Here is a 17,529-nt window from a genome sequence, read left to right as displayed (position 1 = left end):
TCCTTCTGGCCGGCTACGGGTTAGCAATGGCATGGTGCGTTTCGGGGTGCTCGGGCCGCTGACGGTGCGGGTGGACGGCCGGTCTGTTCACGTGGCCGAGGCCAAGGTGCGGGCGGTGCTGGCGGACCTGCTGGCCCACGGGGGCGGGCCCGTGCCGGTGGACCGGCTGGTCGAGGACCTCTGGGGCGCGCGGGCCGGCCGCAACCCGGTCGGGACGCTCCAAGCGCGGGTCTCCCAGCTGCGCCGCGCGCTCGGAGACCCCTTGTTGATCACGCACGGGCCTGCCGGATACCGGCTGGCGGCCCATGACTGCGACGCCGCCCGCTTCCGCGCCCTCGTCGAGCGCCGCTCCCCGGATCCCGCCACGCGCGCGGCCGAGCTGGAGGAGGCGCTGGCGCTGTGGCGCGGGCCCGCGTACGCCGACTTCCCCGACGCGGACTTCGCCCGCGCCGAGGCCGCGAACCTGGAGGAGACACGTCTGGCGGCGCTGGAGGAGCAGGCAGAGGTACGGCTGTCGCTCGGCGAACGGGTCGATCTGGCGGAACTGGTCGCCCGGCATCCGCTGCGGGAGCGCCTGCGTGCCTCGCACATGCTGGCCCTGTACCGGGGCGGGCGGCAGAGCGAGGCACTGGCCACGTACGAGGACGTGCGGCGGCGGTTGCGGGACGAGCTCGGGGTGGATCCGTCGGCCGAGCTGGCGGCGCTGCATCAGGCGATCCTGCGCCAGGACCCGGCCCTGGACGTGGTTGCTGTGCGGCCTCGGACCAACCTGCCCGCGCCGTTGAGCCGCCTGATCGGGCGGGAGGAGGCGGTGGCCGAGGTCCGGGCGCTGCTGCGGGCCAACCGGCTGGTCACGCTCACGGGGCCGGGGGGCGTCGGCAAGACGCGCCTGGCCCTGGCGGCTGCGGAGGAGTCTCGGGGGTGCGCTGCCGACGGAGATGTGTGGCTGGTGGAGCTGGCGGCGCTGCGGCCGCACGCCGGGGTCGTCGAGGTGGCGGAGGCGATCGGCGGCGTCCTGGGGTTGCGGGACGACGTGGCGGGGTCCATGGTCGATCGGCTGGCGACGGCGCTGCAGGGCACGCAGGCGTTGCTGGTGCTGGACAACTGCGAGCATGTCGTGGAGCAGGCGGCCGCACTGGCCGCGCGGTTGTTGCGGGCGGCGCCCGGGTTGCGGATCCTTGCCACGAGCCAGGAGTCGTTGCGTATCGAAGGTGAGGCCCTGTGGGGCGTGCCGCCGCTGGCGCCGGAGGCGGCGGTGGAGTTGTTCGCGGCGCGGGCGGGGGTCGAGCCGGATGCGGACGTGGCGGAGATCTGCGCCAGGCTGGACGGCCTCCCGCTGGCGCTGGAGCTGGCCGCGACCCGGGTGCGGGCGTTGGGGGTCCGGGGGCTGGCAGAGCGGCTGGACGACCGGTTCCGCGTGCTGACGGCGGGAATGCGGGACGCGCCGGAGCGGCAGCGTACGTTGCGGGCGATGATCGACTGGAGTTGGGAGCTGCTGGGGGAGCCCGAGCGGGTGGTGTTGCGGCGGCTGGCGGTGCATGCCGGTGGGTGCACGCTGGAGGCGGCCGAGCAGGTGTGCGCCGAGCCGGGGGTGGACGTGCTGGACACGCTGGCCCGGCTGGTGGATCGGTCACTGGTGGTGCGGGCCGCCGGGCCGCGTTACCGGCTGCTGGAGTCGGTCGCCGCCTATTGCCGGGAACGGCTGGCCGAGGCGGGCGAGGACGACCTGATCACGGCGCGGCACGCCCGCTACTACACCGCGCTCGCCGAACGTGCGGACCTCAGAGGGCCGGGGCAGCGGGAATGGTTCGCGCGGCTCGACGCCGAGCGCGCCAATCTCCGGCTCGCGCTCGCGGGGCCGGGGCCGGACGCGTTGCGGCTGGTCAACGCCCTCGCCTGGTATTGGATACTGCGCGGCAGCCTCAGCGAGGCACGCAGGTCGCTGGCGACCGTCCTTGCGGCAGCCCGTTCCCCCAGCGAGACCGGGGACGCGGCGGCTGAGGCCTTGGCAGCTCGGGCGTCCGTCTGGCTGGCCGGGATCGAGGCGCTGCTCGGCGAGCCCGTCTCGCCGGTGCGCCGTGAAGGGCTCGATCGGGCGGGCGCGGCGCTGGCCGACTGGCTGTTGAGCCACGTCCGCTGGGCCTACGGCGACAGGGCGGCGCACGAGGCGGCGGCGGAGCGGGCGTTGGCCGCGTACGAGGAGTTGGGTGACAGGTGGGGCGTCGCGGCGGCGTTGTGTCTGCGTGCCAAGCTCGCCGTCGGCCGGGCCGACCTGGTGGCGATGGAGCGGGACGGGGAGCGGGGGCTCGCTCTGTTCAGGGAACTGGGCGACGAGTGGGGCCAGATCGAGGCGATGGACGTGCTCGATCGGGCGGCCGAGATCCGCGGCGACTACCCGAAGGCCGCCCGGCTGCGTGAGGAGGCACTGCGTCTGGCCGAGGAGCTGGGCTTCGAGGTCTCGTTCCGGCTCGCGGCCATCGGGCGCATCGCGTTGCTTGCGGGGGACTACGAGCGGGCCGACGACTACCACGAGCGGGCCAGGCGGCTGGCGGTCGCCCAGTCCTACCGGGCGGCCGAGGAGAACGCCCTGCTCGGTCTGGCCATGAGCGCCCGGCGGCAGGGCCGGTACGAGGAGGCGGAGGCCCACCTGCGGCCCGTGCTGGACTTCCTGCGGCGGGTGCGGGGGACGCCCGGGATCGCGTTCGTCATGGCGGAGCTGGGCTTCGTCGCCGAGCAGCGGGGTGACGGGGAGACGGCGCTGGACAGGCAGCGGGAGGGGTACGCGGCGGCGCGGGCCACCGGTGACCCCAGGGCGATCGCGCTGGCCCTCGAAGGGCTGGCCGGGGCGCTGTCGCTCAGCGGCGAGGCCGGTCACCTCCAGGCGGACTGCCCGCTGACGGAGGCGGCGCGGATGATCGGGGCGGCCGCCGGCATCAGGCGGGCCGTCGGCGCGCCGCAGCCCTCGCGCGAGCGGCGAGACGTGGACCGGATCACCGTCCGGCTGCGCGCCGCCTTGGGGGACGACGTGTTCGAGCGGGCATTCGCCGAAGGGGAACGAGATCGCGGCTCTGGGTTCTGGGACAGGGGCCGGGGGTTCGGGGAAGGCGGCTCAGGTATCGGGGAAACCGGCTCGGGGCAGGGGGAACTCGGCGACGACCTCCCAAGCGCCCTCCGGGGACGGGCCCGCGTAGAGCCTGCCGCCCAGCGCCTCCACCCGCTCGGCCATGCCGACCAGCCCGAACCCGCCACCAAGGCGGGCAACCCGGGGATCTGAGGCGGAGGACCCGAAGTTCCGCACCCGGAGCACCACGACCTTCTCGTACCTCCGCAGATCCGCCTCCACCCAGGCGGCACCGGACGCGTGCTTGCGTACGTTCGTCAGAGACTCCTGCAGCACTCGGTGCAGGGTGGTCATGACCTCCGGCGGTAACGTGCGGTCGTCCAGGCCCTGCCCGATCTCGAACGCCACCTTGGGCCCGTCGGCGGAGCACCGGTCGGCCAGAATGCGCAGGTCGGCCAGCGTGGTGCCGGGCTTGCGGGCCGCGTCGTCCTCGGTACGCAGCACCGTCACCATGCGCCGCATCGAGGTCAGCGCCTCGGAACCGGCCGTGGCGATGGCGTCGAGCGCGGGCGCCACCGCGTCCGGTCTGGTCTCCGCCACCGTACGCGCGGCCTGCGCCTGGACCACGATGCCGGTGATGTAGTGGGCGACCAGATCGTGCAGTTCCCTGGCCAGCTCCAGCCGCTCCGCCCGCCTTACCGAGTGCACGGCCTCCCTGCGGCGTTCCATCTGGAAGCGCAGGTAGCCGCCGGCTCCCGCGGCCGTCGACCACCCTGCGAACAACACGAACGACAGGATCAGCCCCGCGCTCTGGTAGTCGCGGGCGATGCCCTCGGCCATCAGCACGATCAGCCCGACGCAGGCCAGCACGGCCGCCCGGCGTACCGGCTCGACGTGCCGCAGCACGCCGATGATGAGGATGAGCAGCGCCCCCGTCTCCGCCATGCCGGGCGCGCCGTCGAAGTCGCCGCCGCCGATCGTGAGGGAGATGCCGAACGACAGCGCCAGCATGATGGCGAATCCTTCGACGCGATACCTGCGCCGCAGCACCACGGCGGCGATGCCGCAGCCGCCGCAGAACAGGACGAGCCATTGGAAACCACCGATGCCTACCGCCACCGCGAGGTCGACCAGCAGCATCATGCCCAGCCAGCCGAGCATCGCGATCTCGCTCAGCCGCCGGATCCAGTACACGAGCCGCTTGGAATCACCCACGGCCCCGAGCCTAGGCCGGAAGTCGGACAAGTCGTATCAACCGTTCGGCCGAGCCGGCCCGCCACAGACCCGCCCTTCAGTGGAGGTGCCGGCCAGGGAGATCGCGGATGCTGGATATGTCGGAAAGGGGACAGAGATGGTTGCCATCGGGTTCGCATTACTGGGAATCGGGCTGGTCGTCGGGGTGCTGCTGGCGCTGGCCGATCCGGTGCTGCTCTCCCGCATCAACGGAGAGCCCGCCGAGGGCGGCAGTGGCCGGTTCATCCACGCCGACGTCGTACCGCTGGCGCCCAGGTCGGGCGGGGGAGACCGCGAGGAGCCCAAGGCGGCCTGACGACCCGGCTCGCGCGGGCATGGTGCGCGAGCTGCGCGGGCGGACGTTGGGGGACGCGCCCGCAACGACGGCCCGCGGTCCGGTGGGGACGGACCGCGGGCCGTCGTCCGTTAACGTGGCCTCTATGAGCAACGGTTTTGAGACGCTGGCCATCCACGCAGGTCAAGAGCCCGACCCACTGACCGGTGCGGTCGTGCCGCCGATCTACGCGACATCCACCTACAAGCAGGACGGCGTGGGCGGCCTGCGCTCGGGATATGAGTACAGCCGTTCGGCCAACCCCACCAGGACCGCGCTCGAGCAGGCGCTCGCGGCCGTGGAGGGGGGTGCGCGCGGGCTCGCGTTCGCCTCCGGGCTGGCCGCCGAGGACACCTTCCTGCGTACGGTGTGCAAGCCGCAGGACCACGTCATCATCCCGAACGACGCGTACGGCGGGACGTACCGGCTGTTCGCCAAGGTCCACGAGCGCTGGGACCTGCACTACGACCCGGTCCCGCTGCACGACCTCGACGCCGTGGCCGCGGCCATGACGCAGAAGACCAAGGTGGTCTGGGTCGAGACGCCCACCAACCCGCTGCTCGGCATCGCCGACATCGCGGCGCTCGCGCAGCTGGCCCACGACAACGGGGCGCTGCTGGTGGTCGACAACACGTTCGCGTCGCCGTATCTGCAGCAGCCGTTGGCTCTGGGGGCGGACGTCGTCGTGCACTCCACGACCAAATACGTGGGCGGTCACTCCGACGTGGTCGGCGGGGCGCTCATCGCGGCGGACGCCGGGCTCGGCGAGGAGCTGGCCTACCACCAGAACGCGATGGGCGCGGTGGCCGGGCCGTTCGACGCCTGGCTGACGCTGCGCGGGCTCAAGACCCTGGGCGTGCGCATGGACCGCCACTGCGACAACGCCGAACGCGTCGTCGACCTGCTGCTGGCGCACCCGCGCGTGACCGACGTGCTCTACCCGGGGCTGGCCGAGCACCCGGGGCACGAGGTGGCGGCCAAGCAGATGAAGCGGTTCGGGGGCATGGTGTCGTTCCGTGTCGCCGGGGGCGAGGCGGAGGCCGTGGAGGTGTGCAACCGGGCGAAGCTCTTCACGCTGGGCGAGTCGCTCGGCGGTGTCGAGTCGCTCATCGAGCACCCCGGCAGGATGACCCACGCGTCGGCGGTGGGGTCGCCGCTGGAGGTGCCCGCCGACCTGGTGCGGCTGTCGGTCGGCATCGAGACGGTCGACGACCTGCTCGCCGACCTCAGCCAGGCGCTGGCCTGAGGACCTGGGGGCGCTGAACCGGCCCCGTCACCCGGCGGGGCCGGCGGGGCAGGTGTGTCGCGGTGTCACGCGGTGGGGCCGGGAACCACCATCAGGAAGAGGATCACCAGCCAGATCACCGAGAGCAGCCCGCTGATCGCGGCGATCCGCCCGTTCTGGACCTTGGCGTCGTCGGCCGCGTCCTCGCTCTCCAGCGCACGTACGGCGGTGCGCAGATCGCGGTCGATGATGACGAGCATCACGGCGGCCACGATGAACAGCGTCATGGAGGCGGTCATATACCACCTGCCGAGCACGCCGCCGGGCATGATCGCGCCGAGCGCCAGCCCGAACACGAACACGCCGATCGCGGCAAAGCTGTAGATCCGTGTCGTGCGCTGGATGAACTTCAGGGCGGGCACGTTCTTGTTGCGGATCACACGGGGCGCGGCCATCGTCGCGGCGGTGATGGGGCCGATCGTGAAGATCGCAAATGCGATGTGCAACCAGAGAAGCAGGGGCGCCATGCAGGAGAGACTAGTCCCCGACGATCTCGGTGGGGGACTCGACACTCTCTTTGCTCTCGCCGGAGCACAGCATGCAGAGCTCCGTGGCCGCGACCGCGACGACCATCAGCACGATGAGGAGAATCGTGGCAATCATGGGCTCCCCTCCTTCCCCGTGCCGGACGTAAATATCGTCCGTAATGACTAGACGGCTGTGCAACGGAATAAGTTCGGCGCGGGTATGGTTGTTAGCCGTTCCGTTTTCCTTACCGCTAGGGCACAAGGGGGTGCCGTCCGTGGCCATCAGGCACGTCGAGCCGTACACCGACGAGTGGCTGCAGCAACCGATCAGCTACGTACGTCAGGTCGTCGACCAGCTCGGAGCCGAGGTCGCGGACTGGTGGGAAGGCCCCTGCGACCCGCGCGACGCCACGCTCATGCTGGCCGACGGAAGCGCGCTGGTGTGGGACGAGGAGAGCGGCTGGCGCCTGGGCACATTCGTCTCGGGCGGCCGCGGCCACCACACCGAGCTGACCGGGGTCCGCTACCTGGGCCACGGCCTGCTCCCGAAACCGGAGCGCGTACCGTCTGCCCTGATGGACGCCCGAGCCGGGATCGGTGCCAGCTCGGCCTGGCGCCCCTGCTACCGCTCCCACCGTCAATGCCGCGACGGCTTCGACGTAGCCCTCGCCTTCTACCTCGTCGACGCCTAACCCGGAGCACCGGCCCAACGGCATGGGCCTCCGCCGAGTGCGCGCTACGCGCGAATAAGCTCCGGACTCCTCTTACTGGGGAGCCCAGCTCCCCGAGCCCCCTTGCCGGGGGTCTTCGATCCCCGGACCCCGGCGTTGATCGGGTTCCGCATAGTCCGAGGCAGCACCAGGGTAGCGTCGAGATCATTTACTCCGCGCCCACGGGACCTCGGGCAAAACGCAATGATGGGGCCGCGGCAGCGCAGGCGGCGATGGTCAGGATGCGGCCGCTCTTGGCGGTGGTGCAGCGATCGTGGAGCGGGCAGGCGGCGCACAGGCCGGTGAAGGTGGCGCGGCACTGCTGGTAGCGGCTTGCGGGCGGGGCGAGTGCGACGGTGTGGCCGGCGGGGCAGGCGACCGTGCCGGCGGTGGTGTCGATGGTGAAGTCGTCCAGGGTGAGCCCGCCGGGGACGGCGGGTTTGGGCGCGGGTGGCTTGATCAGCAGCCGGTGTCCGGCGGCGGTCAGGGCGGCGCGCAGCTCGGCGGCGGCGTAGGCGGCATCGGGCAGGATCTGCAAGGGGCAGCTCTCGTCGGCGAGCAGGTCGGGGGCGACGGCAGCCTCGTGGTGATCGACTCCGGCGCCGCGGCGCAGGGCAGCCGCGGTGAATAGGCCGGTCTCCGGTCCGACGGCCAGGTGGGCCTAATAGCCGTCCTCGCGCTGCTGCCCGATCTTGTGAATGTGGCGGGCCTCCGGATCCACGGTGGAGATGATCCGATCGGGAGGGACGCAGCCGTGACGATCGCGGCTGCGCCAGGTACCTGGCGGGCCCCCGGCGGATCGCGTTGCCTACCCAGGACTTCGTGACTATCCAGCCGCGTACATCTTGGCGATGCGCGCACCGAGATCGGCACCGTAGTCCTGGTGGTAGACCTGGGCGGAGCAGTGGACCGGACCGCCTTGGCGGGCTAGCCCAGATGTCCAGGTAACGGCGTTTTCCACACCAGGGTCGCTCATCTGCAGGCCGGTGGTCACGATGTCGTCGACTCGCACGTCGACGGAGTAGTTGCCCACGCCCTTGCGCTCGTACAGCCGCCATTGCAGCGTCGCGCTCGTCGCCCCGGCCAGCTTGGCCGTCAGGTCGATCGTGGCCTGCTGCCACGTGTACGGATCAGCGGCGACGTCCCGCTCCCACACCACCTTGCCGTTGAGGAGAAGCTGTTTCATGTGGTAACCGGCCGGGCTCCCGGTTCCGCGATTGGCCCGGTGCCAGAAGCTCACTGTGCGCCTGGCCGCCCCGGGTGTGAGCTGGACCTTCCGTGTGGCGCTGCACGACATCCCAGCCTTGGTGGCGGTGTTGGCCTCGACGACGAAGCTGAGCCGCCCTTTGCCGGTGCGGGCGAGGTTGTCGGTGGTGGGGCGCGTCCATCCGGGGTCGCGGGACATGTAGGGGAGTTTGTATTGCAGGACTCCGGCGAGTTCTCCTGCGCGAACGTGCTCGAGTGCCTTCTTGGTGATCGTCTCGACGTAGGCCACGGTTGGCTTCAGGGCGGTACGGCTCAGCGGGTGGGCGTACGGCATCAGGTAGATGTCGGTGTCGGGGAGACGCTTGGCGAGATCCTTGACCTGGTAGGACAGGCTCCACGTCCACGCGGTGTTCCGGACCGGCTCATCGCGGAAGGGGAAGATCACTCCGTCCAGCAGCGGGGCCTGCTCGGCGATGAATGCTGCGGTGTACTGGCTGTAGTAGACCGTTGGGATGAACTTGAACGAGGGGTTGATCGCTTTGGCGGCGTCACGCATCTGCTTGACGTACGCCGGGGTGAACGTCTTGAGGTCGAAGCCGTAGTCGTCCACGGTCCAGCCGATCAGGTTCGGGTGGCTCTTCGAGAGAGTGGCGAGCTCGCTGGACCATTTCACGTAGTCGTGACCGTGCGGCCGGGAGAGGGCCGACTGGCTCGGCGCGTAGACCAGGACCCACACGTTGATCCCGGCGTCCGCGGCGGCCGACAGGAACTCGCTACGCAGGTCCTCCCAGTGATCGTAGCCACCGGCCATGGGATAGACGTAGGTGTTTACGTTGAGCGCCTTCAACGCCGTGATCATCGCCGGGGTGTCCATGTGATTGATCCCGTCGGCTCGCGGCTCCACCTCCCGGATGAGGTTCCCCGCCGTTCCCACCACGCCGGCGGCCGTGGCGTGGGACACATTGGGGAGGATCGACAGCAGCAAGGCGACGATCACTAGCAGCACGGCACGGGACACGACATTCCTTCAGCATGGTCCGTAGGTGAGGGCTCCTCAGCGTAGGGAACGTCGGTATGTCGCCGGTATGGCGTGCCGCTTGCTACCGCTTGTCGGATTCCTCAGCGCCCCACTAGGGCATGGCAGTTGTGAGGACGAGAGCCGTGCCACTGATCTAGGAGACCGCATCCGCGCTTTCCAACGCGGTTCCTTGGAGCACAAGGCCGTCACTACATCTGGGGGAGACCGTGCGTGGGACGCCGGAACGGATGACTGACCATTGGTGGTGGCGCCCAGGTGTCCGCCCGGGGCGGGGCCTGCTGGTCTGGCACATCTTGGTTGACGACCAGCCGGCGGTTCGCGACGTCGTCCGGGAGTGTCAGGACAAGCTCGCAGGAGTTGGAGGGCTGGACTTCATTCCAGCCGAATGGCTGCATATGACCACCCAGATCGTCGGCTTCCCTGATGAAATCGCGGAAGCCGAACGCGACGCCATGATTGCCTCTGTGGCCAAGGCATTGCGAGTGTTGGAGCCCGTCACGGCGCAACTGGGGGAGGTCTGCTGGGCGGAAGAGGCCGCACAGCGCGGCCGCTTCGGCACATTCGTCCGGGAGATTGGGTCCTGGTGCTCAGGAGGGTGCTGCGAACCAGGGACGAAACGCCGATCGAGGTCACTGTGATGACAGCGCCGCGACTGACGCTGCACGACCACGGAATCCCGTATGTCAGAAGTCTTGCTGTTTGTGGCCTATTGCAACTTCTGTGACTAATGGGGGAATAATGTCCCATGGCGGAACGCGATCTTCATGCCGGTGACCTCGAACTCGACCGGCTCATGACGGAGTTCCAGGCGAACTCCAGGGAGTTCTCCGATGTCATGGGCATGGTCGGCGAGGTGGTCGGACAGGCGGCGAGTCCGGACGGCAAGATCAAGGTGCAGGTCTCGTCCTCGGGACAACTGACCGCCCTGCATATCGATCCCAGAGCGATGAGGCTGGGCTCGCAGGAACTGGCCGACGCGATCATGGACCTGTCGGGCCGCGCGACCGAGGACGCGGCACGGCGCCTCATGGAGGTGACACGGCCCTACCTCGAGGACGATCGGCAGGGCGAGCCCCGCCGGCCCCGGTAGCCTGCGCGGGGCCCGCGACCGGGTCCAAGTCTCATCGCTCACCTGGCCCTCGGGATGAGGCTGCGCGTCCCGTGGATGAGGAACTTCTGGTACATCTCCTCCTCTGTCAGCCCGTGCTCCGAGCCAGGCAGGGGGTTGTCCCCGTGCTGCGCGTCCAAGACCATCGAGTACGTGGTCGACGCGGCCATCCGGGGGATGAAGTTCCCGGTGTTCAGCGCCATCCCGTTCGGCAGGGGGATGTTGACGGCGACAGTCCGTAGGCCTGGCACCTTCCCCATCAGCGCCGTCCCGCCATCGGCCACCGCGTCGAAGGCCATGTTCGCCACGAAGTGCTCGCGGAACGTGGTGAGGTTGTAGTCGACTGACCTGACGTCGCTGCCGGACAGGTCGGTCTTGATCCCGCCCGCGTAGTTGAGCCCCAGGGGCAGCACCACCTCCCCCGTGGCGTACGCCACGCTGTCGGCTACCCAGTAGGAGAAGGTGGGCAGTAACAGGATGACGAATCGGCGCGCGGTCACCTTGAGCAGTATCGCCTGTCTCTTCATGATCGCCTGAAAGAGCTTCCAGGTGAGCACCTGGTATCCGATGGTGAACATCATGTCCACCGTCATGATCCAGCACAGCACCTTCAGCGCGTGGTTGACCTTCTCGATGACGTCGGCGTAGGCCCGGCAGGCATTGGCCGCGTCCCGGTATTTGAGAGAGACGGCGAGGACCGCCGGGCCGTATTCGTCATTCCAGAACGTCTTGAATTCGTCGACCGCTTCGTCGGAGCTTTTCTGCCAGACGACCTGGGCGGCCGCGTTCGCCTCCTGGAAGTGCTGGTCGATCGCGTCGGCGATTTCGTCCAGGACATCGGCCGCCTCGCGGATCCGGTCCGGATCGCCTTCGAGATAGGAGATGCCGAACAGGAATTCCGGTGCCAGCGCCCCTGCCAGGCCGGCACCGGCCATACCGCCCAGGGCGACCTTGGTCCCAAGCCCGATGGGAATGTCCGCCTCCTCGTCAGCCGCGCTCTACCGGGGTGCTGGGCACGCTGATCTGGTCGTTCTCGCGCTGGGCGAACTCGATCAGTTCCTTCACGATTTTGTTCTTGTCGACCATGCTGGCCCAGTCGGCCGCTTCTACGTTCTTGCTCATCGCCACGACGGAGGAGCCGATCTGCTTGTACGCCTCACTGAGGTTGCGCACGGCCGTGCTCAGGTCCTCGTAAGCACTGTCGAAGCCGGGGTGACCGTCCATGCCCCTGCGGAAGATCTGGGCTGCCTCGTCACTCTCCGGGTTGCCGAAGTAGGGGATGAGGGGTTCCAGCTGCGCGCGGAGTCGGTTGACGCTCCGGCCGAACTCGCCGCCTTCGGTCTGGATGGCCTCGCCGCTGCGTCTCATACTTGAATGGTCGATCTCCAAGAGTGGTCCCCTCCTTCGGGCGTAAGTCGGTGGCCAGTCTCTGTACGCTCTATTTCCAGAAGATGACCATGCAGTTAAGGTCGCGTACTGGGTGGTTCAGGTCCTCGCCGCCTGATAGATCCGTCATTCGCTCGTCAGGCAGTCGCGGGTCCACGGCGTGATCTTCTGGACGTTCTGTTCCTGGAAGCCACCGGGGGATGCCGTTGTGGCCGCGGACTTTGAAACGACGACCTCACCGCTCTGGCGCCGTGCGCCCATACCCGGTGACAGTCGCAACGATCCGCTCTGTCACCTTAGTAACGTCTTCGGGAATGGGTTGCGACTCGGGCGGTCGCCGACGTACTGCTTGGGATCGCTGTCATGCAGGTGCAGCCAAGTTCGTACGGCCGGCGGAAGGCCGGCCCGCCCACGTAGATCACCGGTTCCTGCTGCGTGCTCAATTTGCCCCAGACGTACACCCACGAGCCGGCATCAGCCAATTCACCGCCACGGTGGTTGCGGAGGCCCGTAGTCGCGGAATGGAAGCGGTGATCAGCGCTCTCACGCTCATCGAGGCCGCCCATCGCCGGATGAACAAATCTCGGCTCGCCTGGCTTCTGTCGGGAATGCGTATCGTGCATGTCGGCGAGGAGGAAGCCAAGGCCGCCTCCGCGATGCTGATCGCCGCCGGGCTCCACGGTCAGAAGTACGCGATCGACGCGGTCGTGGCTGAGATGGCGATCCGGCAACCGCGACCGGTTGTCATGTTGACGTCCGACGTCGATGACATGAAGAGGCTCTGTGGCGATCGCGTGCGCCTTGTAGCCGTCCAGCCATGCCCGTGAAAGGAACTATGGTGCCGGGTCGTTGAGCACGAGCAGGATGTGCTCATCGTCTCCGTGCCGCACCGTCCCCGAGCGCTGGAAACCGTGCCGCTCCAGGAGCCGCACCGACGCGGTGTTGCCGTGGAAGGGGTCGGCGTAGAGGGGGCGGGTCTTCTCCCGGAGCAGGAAGAGCCCGAGCGCCTGGGTGCCGAGGCCGCGGCCCCAGAACTCACGCCCCATCCAGTAGCCGATGAAGCGCCGCTCCCCTTCCCACCAGGCCACGAGGTTGCCGGCCACCTCGTCGCCTACCAGGATCGTCTGCACGTGGACGGTGGGGTCGTCGAGGATCCGGGTCCGCCAGTGCGTGAGGAACCGCTCCCGCGGACGCGCCGGGAACCTCGATCTCCGGACGGCCTCCGGGTCGTGCTCCTGCGCCAGGAACACCTCCAGGTCCGTCTCGACCACGTCTCGCAACCGCACGTCCTCACCGCTCATGCCGAGTGAGTCTGGCAGGCCCCACCGACAATTCAGCGCGCCCGGCGCAGCCGGAGGAAGTCGCTGACGACGTACTCGCCCAGGCGCTCGGCGCTCGGGGAGAACACCCGGCCGCCGTTCCTGCGCGCCACCTCGTCCACGAACTCCTTCAGCCGGTCGTCCGCCGCCAGCATGAACACGTTGATCGTGGCGCGGCGCCGGGTCATCTTGTCCACTTCGGCCAGCGTCAGCTCCAGCGTCTCGCTGGAGGGCGGCCACTCGAACGCGGACCGGCCGCTGCGCATGAGGTGGGCGGTGGGCTCCCCGTCCGTGACCACCAGCACCACCGGCTCGAAGTCGGGGTGGCGGTCCAGGTGGCGGCCGGCGATCAGGAGGGCGTGGTGCAGGTTGGTTCCCTGGACCATGTCCCAGTCGAGGCCCGCCAGCTCGTCCGGTTGCAGGACCCGGGCGTAGTTGGAGAAGCCGATGATCTGTACCGCGTCCTGGGGGAACTTGGAGGCCACCAGGGCCTGCAGGGCCAGGGCGGTCTGCTTGGCGGCCGCCCAGGTGCCGCGCAGGGCCATCGAGTACGACAGGTCGACCAGCAGGCAGACGGCCGCAGCGCTGCGGCGCTCGGTCTCGGCCACCTCGAAGTCGTCCACGGACAGCCGCACGGCCGTCCCCGTGCCGGTCCTGACGGCGCCTCGGCGCACGCCGTTGACCAGGGTGCGGACCACGTCGATCGGCTGCTCGTCGCCGAAGCGCCACGGCCGCGACGAGCCGGTGAGCTCCCCGGCGGCGCCGGCGTCGTGCTGGTCATGGTCGCCGCGCCGGCCCGCGTCCAGCGAGGAGAAGACCCGGCGCAGCGCGGTCTCGCCGAGGCGCCGCACCGCCTTGGGGGTCAGCTCCAGCTTGCCGCGGCGGCGCAGCAGGTAACCCTGTTCCTCCAGCTCCCGCTCGATCCGCTTGAGCGCTTCCAGGTCGTCGACCGCGGAGCGGCCGAGCGCGCGGCGTACGGCGGCCTCGTCGATGTCGTCGAGCCTGGCCCCCGGATAGTCCTGGCGCAGGGCGGTTTCCAGCTGGGTGAGGTCGGCCAGCTCCTCCAGGGCGGTGACCGCGTCTCCCATGCCCAGGGGCTCCTCACCGGTGAGGCGTTCGGGGGCGTTCCAGGCGAGATCGGGGCGGCGGGCGTAGAGCGCCTCGCCGAGCCGGCGCATCTGCTCTGACAGCCCTGCCTGGTCGAGCGTCTGGTTGATGAGGCTGCTGAGCTCTTCCCGCTGGCGCGGCGTCATCGAGGCGAGCATGCGCTGCGTGGCGGCGGCGCGGCGGGCCAGGATGTCGACGAGCTCCTCCAGGTTCCGCGGCTTCTCGGGGAACAGGTCGCCGTATTTCTCCATGAAGGCGTCGAAGTCCGCCTGGGTGTGCTGGCCGCGGGCGTCCTTGTCCAGCATGTCGTTCAAGTCCGACATCATCTGGCGGACGCGTTCCATGGCCTCGGGGTCCGGGTTCGCGAGCGCGTCGCGCAGGCCCCTGAACTGGCTGTCGAGGACCTCCCGGCGCAGCAGGTCACGCAGCTCCTCGAAGGTCTGGCGGGCCGCGGCCGAGCGCCAGTCGTACGTGCTGAGCTCCTGGATGGCGCTGGCCGTGTCGTCGGGCAGCGCGTCGAGCTGGGTCTCCCGGAACCGCGCGTCGTCGGAGGGATCGGGGAACAGCTCGGCCCGTTCCTGGCCGATGGCCTTGTCGAGCAGCGCCCGGGCCTTCTCCAGCGTGCCGTCGAGCCGGCCGCGCTCGCGCAGGTCACGGCGGCGCCGGCGGACCTCCCTGAGCATGTCGTCCAGCCCGCGTCGGTCCTGGGCGCCCGGCAGGCCGCGCTTGAGCAGGTCGCGGAGGGCGTGGACCGGCGTCGAGCCCGACAGGATCGCATCGCCCATCTCGTCCAGCGCCGCCCGTACGTCGTAGGGCGGGGCCAGGGGATCGGGGCCGTCGTGGAACTCGCCATAGCGGAAGGCCATCACCAGACCACGCTAACCCGGAATGTCCCCGTCCGCGCTCCCCGAGAAGGCCCAGGGACTCCGGGGTGGCCGGCCCGACGCTTCACGTCCCCTGTCACGCGTCCCCGTAGATCTCCCAGACCTCGTCGATGCCGCCCACCTCGGGTGAGTAATGGAGCTGCACGAGCACGGGGTGCTTCTGGGACTTCAGCACCTTGGTCAGGTCAGCGGCGCCGCAGTGCCTCTTGCCGAGGCCGTTCCTGTCCGCGTTGACCGGGTCGCCGGCCAGCCACCCGTCCCGGCAACGGGCCGTGGTCCGGTAGAAGGCCGCGGCATACGAGTAGCCCAGCTTGATGGTCTTTCCGCCGGTCGCGAACAGGACGGTGGTGTCGTTGACCCGCTTGATCGTCCCCCGGCCGGTCCGGGAGTTCGGCCACTTGCTGACCAGGAACTCATTGACCTTGACGGCCGTGCCGCCCCGATACTCGACCCGTAGCGGCTTGACCCCGCGTTGCAACTCGGCAGCCAGATGCCCGGGCTTGCAGACCGTCCGCCCCAGCCCCCTCCCGTCCACGGCTATCCGGCCCTCGGTCTCCTTGAGATCGCAGGCGACCGTGACCCGGCCGAATGCGAGCTCCGTTGCTTTGGTGTAGTCGAGTCGCACCTCTTTGGCGCCGGAGACGGGCTTGAGCCGGTAGCCCACGAAGCCGCCCTGTCCCTTCACGAAGGACGCCGACTTGGGCACGATCCGCAGGTGTCCCTTGCCGTCGGCCCACGCGTACCCGTACACGACCGTGGTGGCGGCGGCCTCGGCGGGCAGGGCGACGGAGCCCAGGGCAATGACGATGGCTCCGGCCAACACGCGCATGAGTGGTCTCCCCGCCAAAAGTGATGAGCTACTCACTATGACGCGGAAAGCCACGCCGGCGTTCACGTCCGGTAGACGGTCACTCCGTCCAGATCTTCCTTGGACAGGCGCCGCATGAGGTAAAGACCCTCCAGTGCGAACTCCAAGGCCGCCGCGGCGTGGCCCGGCGATTCCTCGCCCGCGCCCATGCCCAACCTGGACATGATCTTCGCCAGCCCGGGTACGGGGCCCATCCGGTGCAGCAGCTCCCCGGCCGGGACCAGCTCGCCGGACTCCACCTGGTTGCCCTCGGCGAACTTGTCGGTCACCGCGGACAGGTCCATGCCGCCCAACCGGTTCCTGAACGTCTCGGCCGTGGCCCGGCGCAGCAGGTGGGCCAGGATCTCGGTCTCCCTGCCCTCCTCGCTGACCTCGAACTCGACCTTGCCCCGCAGGCTGTGCACCACGCTGGACAGGTCCACGACCCGGGTGACCGCCTGCTCCTCGCCCGCGATGGCCGCCCGCCGCACGGCGGAGGCCGAGGCGGTCTCGGCAGCGGCGATGGAGAATCGGGCGGACACGCCGGAACGGGCGTCCACGGCGGTGGATTCGCGGACCAGCCGGGTGAACCTGGCGATCACCTCGACCAGGTGCTCGGGGAGGTCGGCCCCGATGTCCGGCATGGACTCCTGGCGGATGAGCGTGAGCTCGTCCTCGACCGTCAGCGGGTAGTGGGTGCGGATCTCGGCGCCGAACCGGTCCTTCAGCGGCGTGATGATCCGGCCCCTGTTGGTGTAGTCCTCGGGGTTGGCGCTGGCGATGAGCAGGATGTCGAGCGGCAGGCGCAGGTTGTAGCCCCGCACCTGGATGTCGCGCTCCTCCAGGACGTTGAGCAGCGACACCTGGATGCGCTCGGCCAGGTCGGGCAGCTCGTTGACGGAGAAGACGCCGCGGTTGGTGCGCGGCACGAGCCCGTAGTGGACGGTCTCGGGGTCGCCGAGCGTGCGCCCCTCCGCGATCTTGATCGGGTCGACATCGCCGATCAGGTCGCCGACGGAGGTGTCGGGGGTGGCGAGCTTCTCGCCATATCGCTCGTCGCGGTGCTTCCACGCGACCGGCAGCTCGTCGCCCAGCTCCCGCGCCAGCGTCCGGCAGCGCGTGCAGGCCGGCGCGTACGGGTGGTCGTTGATCTCGCAGCCCTCGACCACCGGCGTCCACTCGTCGAGCAGCCCGGTGACGGTGCGGATGAGCCGGGTCTTGCCCTGGCCGCGCTCGCCGAGGAGGACCAGGTCGTGCCCGGCGAGGAGAGCGCGCTCCAGATGGGGCAGGACCGTGTCGTCGAACCCGACGATGCCGGGGAATCTCGGCTCGCCCGCCCGCAGCCTGGCAAGCAGGTTTTCCCGGACCTCGGCTTTGACGGTGCGATGAACGTGGCCGCTCTCTCGCAACTCGCGGACAATTCGTGGCTGTGGCTGATGCACGGGATCGAGACTACGTCCCCTGCGTGGAATGTGGCAGAGAGTTTCGCATCTGGCGGAGATTTCGGATCTTGACTATTGCGTGATGGTTCGTGGGCGTGCTT

17 protein-coding genes and 1 pseudogene are annotated in these 17,529 nt (G+C 69.5%); 7 read left to right on the top strand and 11 right to left on the bottom strand.

Features of this window, described 5'->3' with window-relative positions; all coding sequences use genetic code 11:
* The first annotated feature begins 31 nt into the window (after window positions 1-31).
* Window positions 32-3,274 (top strand): ATP-binding protein, encoded by a 3,243-nt coding sequence (locus EDD27_RS36750; protein WP_241564452.1) that lies wholly within the window; start codon window positions 32-34, stop codon window positions 3,272-3,274.
* Here EDD27_RS36750 and EDD27_RS58425 read toward each other — a convergent pair.
* Window positions 3,194-3,790: pseudogene (locus tag EDD27_RS58425) on the bottom strand (sensor histidine kinase); the annotation flags it as partial. The gene EDD27_RS36750 and the pseudogene EDD27_RS58425 overlap by 81 nt on opposite strands.
* Before the next feature lie 622 nt (window positions 3,791-4,412).
* On the opposite strand from EDD27_RS58425, the gene EDD27_RS36740 reads away from it, so the two are divergent.
* Together EDD27_RS36740 and EDD27_RS36735 are read left to right on the top strand one after the other, a co-directional pair.
* On the top strand, window positions 4,413-4,610 hold the full coding sequence (locus EDD27_RS36740; protein WP_127936486.1) for a hypothetical protein: 198 nt from the start codon (window positions 4,413-4,415) through the stop codon (window positions 4,608-4,610).
* Window positions 4,611-4,734: 124 nt separating this feature from the next.
* Window positions 4,735-5,874: a cystathionine gamma-synthase gene (locus tag EDD27_RS36735; protein ID WP_127936485.1), complete on the top strand. Its 1,140-nt coding sequence runs from the start codon at window positions 4,735-4,737 to the stop codon at window positions 5,872-5,874.
* A 65-nt stretch (window positions 5,875-5,939) separates the two neighbouring features.
* Here the strand turns inward: EDD27_RS36735 and EDD27_RS36730 are convergent, their stop codons facing one another.
* Together EDD27_RS36730 and EDD27_RS58005 are read right to left on the bottom strand one after the other, a co-directional pair.
* Complete coding sequence (locus EDD27_RS36730; RefSeq protein WP_127936484.1) at window positions 5,940-6,380, bottom strand: hypothetical protein; 441 nt, start codon at window positions 6,378-6,380, stop codon at window positions 5,940-5,942.
* A gap of 10 nt (window positions 6,381-6,390) precedes the next feature.
* On the bottom strand, window positions 6,391-6,516 hold the full coding sequence (locus tag EDD27_RS58005; RefSeq protein ID WP_277750776.1) for a hypothetical protein: 126 nt from the start codon (window positions 6,514-6,516) through the stop codon (window positions 6,391-6,393).
* 139 nt (window positions 6,517-6,655) lie between these two features.
* On the opposite strand from EDD27_RS58005, the gene EDD27_RS36725 reads away from it, so the two are divergent.
* Window positions 6,656-7,072, top strand: a complete 417-nt coding sequence (locus EDD27_RS36725; RefSeq protein ID WP_241564451.1) for a DUF6292 family protein — start codon at window positions 6,656-6,658, stop codon at window positions 7,070-7,072.
* A 187-nt stretch (window positions 7,073-7,259) separates the two neighbouring features.
* Here the strand turns inward: EDD27_RS36725 and EDD27_RS36720 are convergent, their stop codons facing one another.
* Both EDD27_RS36720 and EDD27_RS36715 read right to left on the bottom strand, forming a co-directional pair.
* Window positions 7,260-7,628 (bottom strand): transposase, encoded by a 369-nt coding sequence (locus EDD27_RS36720; RefSeq protein ID WP_127936482.1) that lies wholly within the window; start codon window positions 7,626-7,628, stop codon window positions 7,260-7,262.
* A 288-nt stretch (window positions 7,629-7,916) separates the two neighbouring features.
* On the bottom strand, window positions 7,917-9,314 hold the full coding sequence (locus EDD27_RS36715) for a hypothetical protein (protein ID WP_127936481.1): 1,398 nt from the start codon (window positions 9,312-9,314) through the stop codon (window positions 7,917-7,919).
* 314 nt (window positions 9,315-9,628) lie between these two features.
* Between EDD27_RS36715 and EDD27_RS36710 the strand changes: the two genes are divergently transcribed.
* Entirely contained in the window at window positions 9,629-9,973 is a 345-nt protein-coding gene (locus tag EDD27_RS36710; protein WP_127936480.1) for a 2'-5' RNA ligase family protein, read from the top strand.
* A 107-nt stretch (window positions 9,974-10,080) separates the two neighbouring features.
* Entirely contained in the window at window positions 10,081-10,425 is a 345-nt protein-coding gene (locus EDD27_RS36705; RefSeq protein ID WP_127936479.1) for a YbaB/EbfC family nucleoid-associated protein, read from the top strand.
* Window positions 10,426-10,463: 38 nt separating this feature from the next.
* On the opposite strand, the gene EDD27_RS36700 is transcribed toward EDD27_RS36705, so the two are convergent.
* Both EDD27_RS36700 and EDD27_RS36695 read right to left on the bottom strand, forming a co-directional pair.
* Window positions 10,464-11,378, bottom strand: coding sequence for a WXG100-like domain-containing protein (locus tag EDD27_RS36700; RefSeq protein WP_127936478.1), 915 nt, complete (start codon window positions 11,376-11,378; stop codon window positions 10,464-10,466).
* A 52-nt stretch (window positions 11,379-11,430) separates the two neighbouring features.
* On the bottom strand, window positions 11,431-11,811 hold the full coding sequence (locus EDD27_RS36695; RefSeq protein WP_127936477.1) for a hypothetical protein: 381 nt from the start codon (window positions 11,809-11,811) through the stop codon (window positions 11,431-11,433).
* 539 nt (window positions 11,812-12,350) lie between these two features.
* Here EDD27_RS36695 and EDD27_RS36690 point away from each other — a divergent pair.
* Window positions 12,351-12,656, top strand: coding sequence for a DNA-binding protein (locus tag EDD27_RS36690; RefSeq protein WP_127936476.1), 306 nt, complete (start codon window positions 12,351-12,353; stop codon window positions 12,654-12,656).
* 6 nt (window positions 12,657-12,662) lie between these two features.
* On the opposite strand, the gene EDD27_RS36685 is transcribed toward EDD27_RS36690, so the two are convergent.
* The 4 genes from EDD27_RS36685 to EDD27_RS36670 all read right to left on the bottom strand — a co-directional run bounded on the left by EDD27_RS36685 (window position 12,663) and on the right by EDD27_RS36670 (window position 17,428).
* Window positions 12,663-13,130 carry a GNAT family N-acetyltransferase gene (locus EDD27_RS36685; protein ID WP_127936475.1) on the bottom strand — a complete coding sequence of 156 codons (468 nt, stop codon included), beginning with the start codon at window positions 13,128-13,130 and terminating at the stop codon, window positions 12,663-12,665.
* A 32-nt stretch (window positions 13,131-13,162) separates the two neighbouring features.
* The gene (locus EDD27_RS36680; protein ID WP_127936474.1) at window positions 13,163-15,121 is read right to left on the bottom strand and encodes a vWA domain-containing protein; all 1,959 of its coding nucleotides are present in this window, start codon (window positions 15,119-15,121) and stop codon (window positions 13,163-13,165) included.
* Between the two features lie 94 nt (window positions 15,122-15,215).
* Window positions 15,216-15,968, bottom strand: a complete 753-nt coding sequence (locus tag EDD27_RS36675; protein WP_127936473.1) for a hypothetical protein — start codon at window positions 15,966-15,968, stop codon at window positions 15,216-15,218.
* 62 nt (window positions 15,969-16,030) lie between these two features.
* Window positions 16,031-17,428 (bottom strand): sigma 54-interacting transcriptional regulator, encoded by a 1,398-nt coding sequence (locus tag EDD27_RS36670; protein ID WP_206641813.1) that lies wholly within the window; start codon window positions 17,426-17,428, stop codon window positions 16,031-16,033.
* Between the last annotated feature and the right edge of the window lie 101 nt (window positions 17,429-17,529).

Origin of the sequence: Nonomuraea polychroma, assembly GCF_004011505.1 — a bacterium.
Taxonomy (GTDB): domain Bacteria; phylum Actinomycetota; class Actinomycetes; order Streptosporangiales; family Streptosporangiaceae; genus Nonomuraea; species Nonomuraea polychroma.
Note: the sequence above shows the minus strand (reverse complement) of the source record. Positions and strands in the feature narration are given on the sequence as shown.

What these genes read in the sequence shown, in the direction of transcription:
- EDD27_RS36705 (WP_127936479.1), top strand. Translation starts at nt 10,081, where the DNA reads ATGGCGGAACGCGATCTTCATGCCGGTGACCTCGAACTCGACCGGCTC.
- EDD27_RS36750 (WP_241564452.1), top strand. Translation starts at nt 32, where the DNA reads ATGGTGCGTTTCGGGGTGCTCGGGCCGCTGACGGTGCGGGTGGACGGC.
- EDD27_RS36690 (WP_127936476.1), top strand. Translation starts at nt 12,351, where the DNA reads ATGGAAGCGGTGATCAGCGCTCTCACGCTCATCGAGGCCGCCCATCGC.
- EDD27_RS36685 (WP_127936475.1), bottom strand. Translation starts at nt 13,130, where the DNA reads ATGAGCGGTGAGGACGTGCGGTTGCGAGACGTGGTCGAGACGGACCTG.
- EDD27_RS36740 (WP_127936486.1), top strand. Translation starts at nt 4,413, where the DNA reads ATGGTTGCCATCGGGTTCGCATTACTGGGAATCGGGCTGGTCGTCGGG.
- EDD27_RS36675 (WP_127936473.1), bottom strand. Translation starts at nt 15,968, where the DNA reads ATGCGCGTGTTGGCCGGAGCCATCGTCATTGCCCTGGGCTCCGTCGCC.
- EDD27_RS36695 (WP_127936477.1), bottom strand. Translation starts at nt 11,811, where the DNA reads ATGAGACGCAGCGGCGAGGCCATCCAGACCGAAGGCGGCGAGTTCGGC.
- EDD27_RS58005 (WP_277750776.1), bottom strand. Translation starts at nt 6,516, where the DNA reads ATGATTGCCACGATTCTCCTCATCGTGCTGATGGTCGTCGCGGTCGCG.
- EDD27_RS36680 (WP_127936474.1), bottom strand. Translation starts at nt 15,121, where the DNA reads ATGGCCTTCCGCTATGGCGAGTTCCACGACGGCCCCGATCCCCTGGCC.
- EDD27_RS36735 (WP_127936485.1), top strand. Translation starts at nt 4,735, where the DNA reads ATGAGCAACGGTTTTGAGACGCTGGCCATCCACGCAGGTCAAGAGCCC.
- EDD27_RS36700 (WP_127936478.1), bottom strand. Translation starts at nt 11,378, where the DNA reads ATGGCCGGTGCCGGCCTGGCAGGGGCGCTGGCACCGGAATTCCTGTTC.
- EDD27_RS36730 (WP_127936484.1), bottom strand. Translation starts at nt 6,380, where the DNA reads ATGGCGCCCCTGCTTCTCTGGTTGCACATCGCATTTGCGATCTTCACG.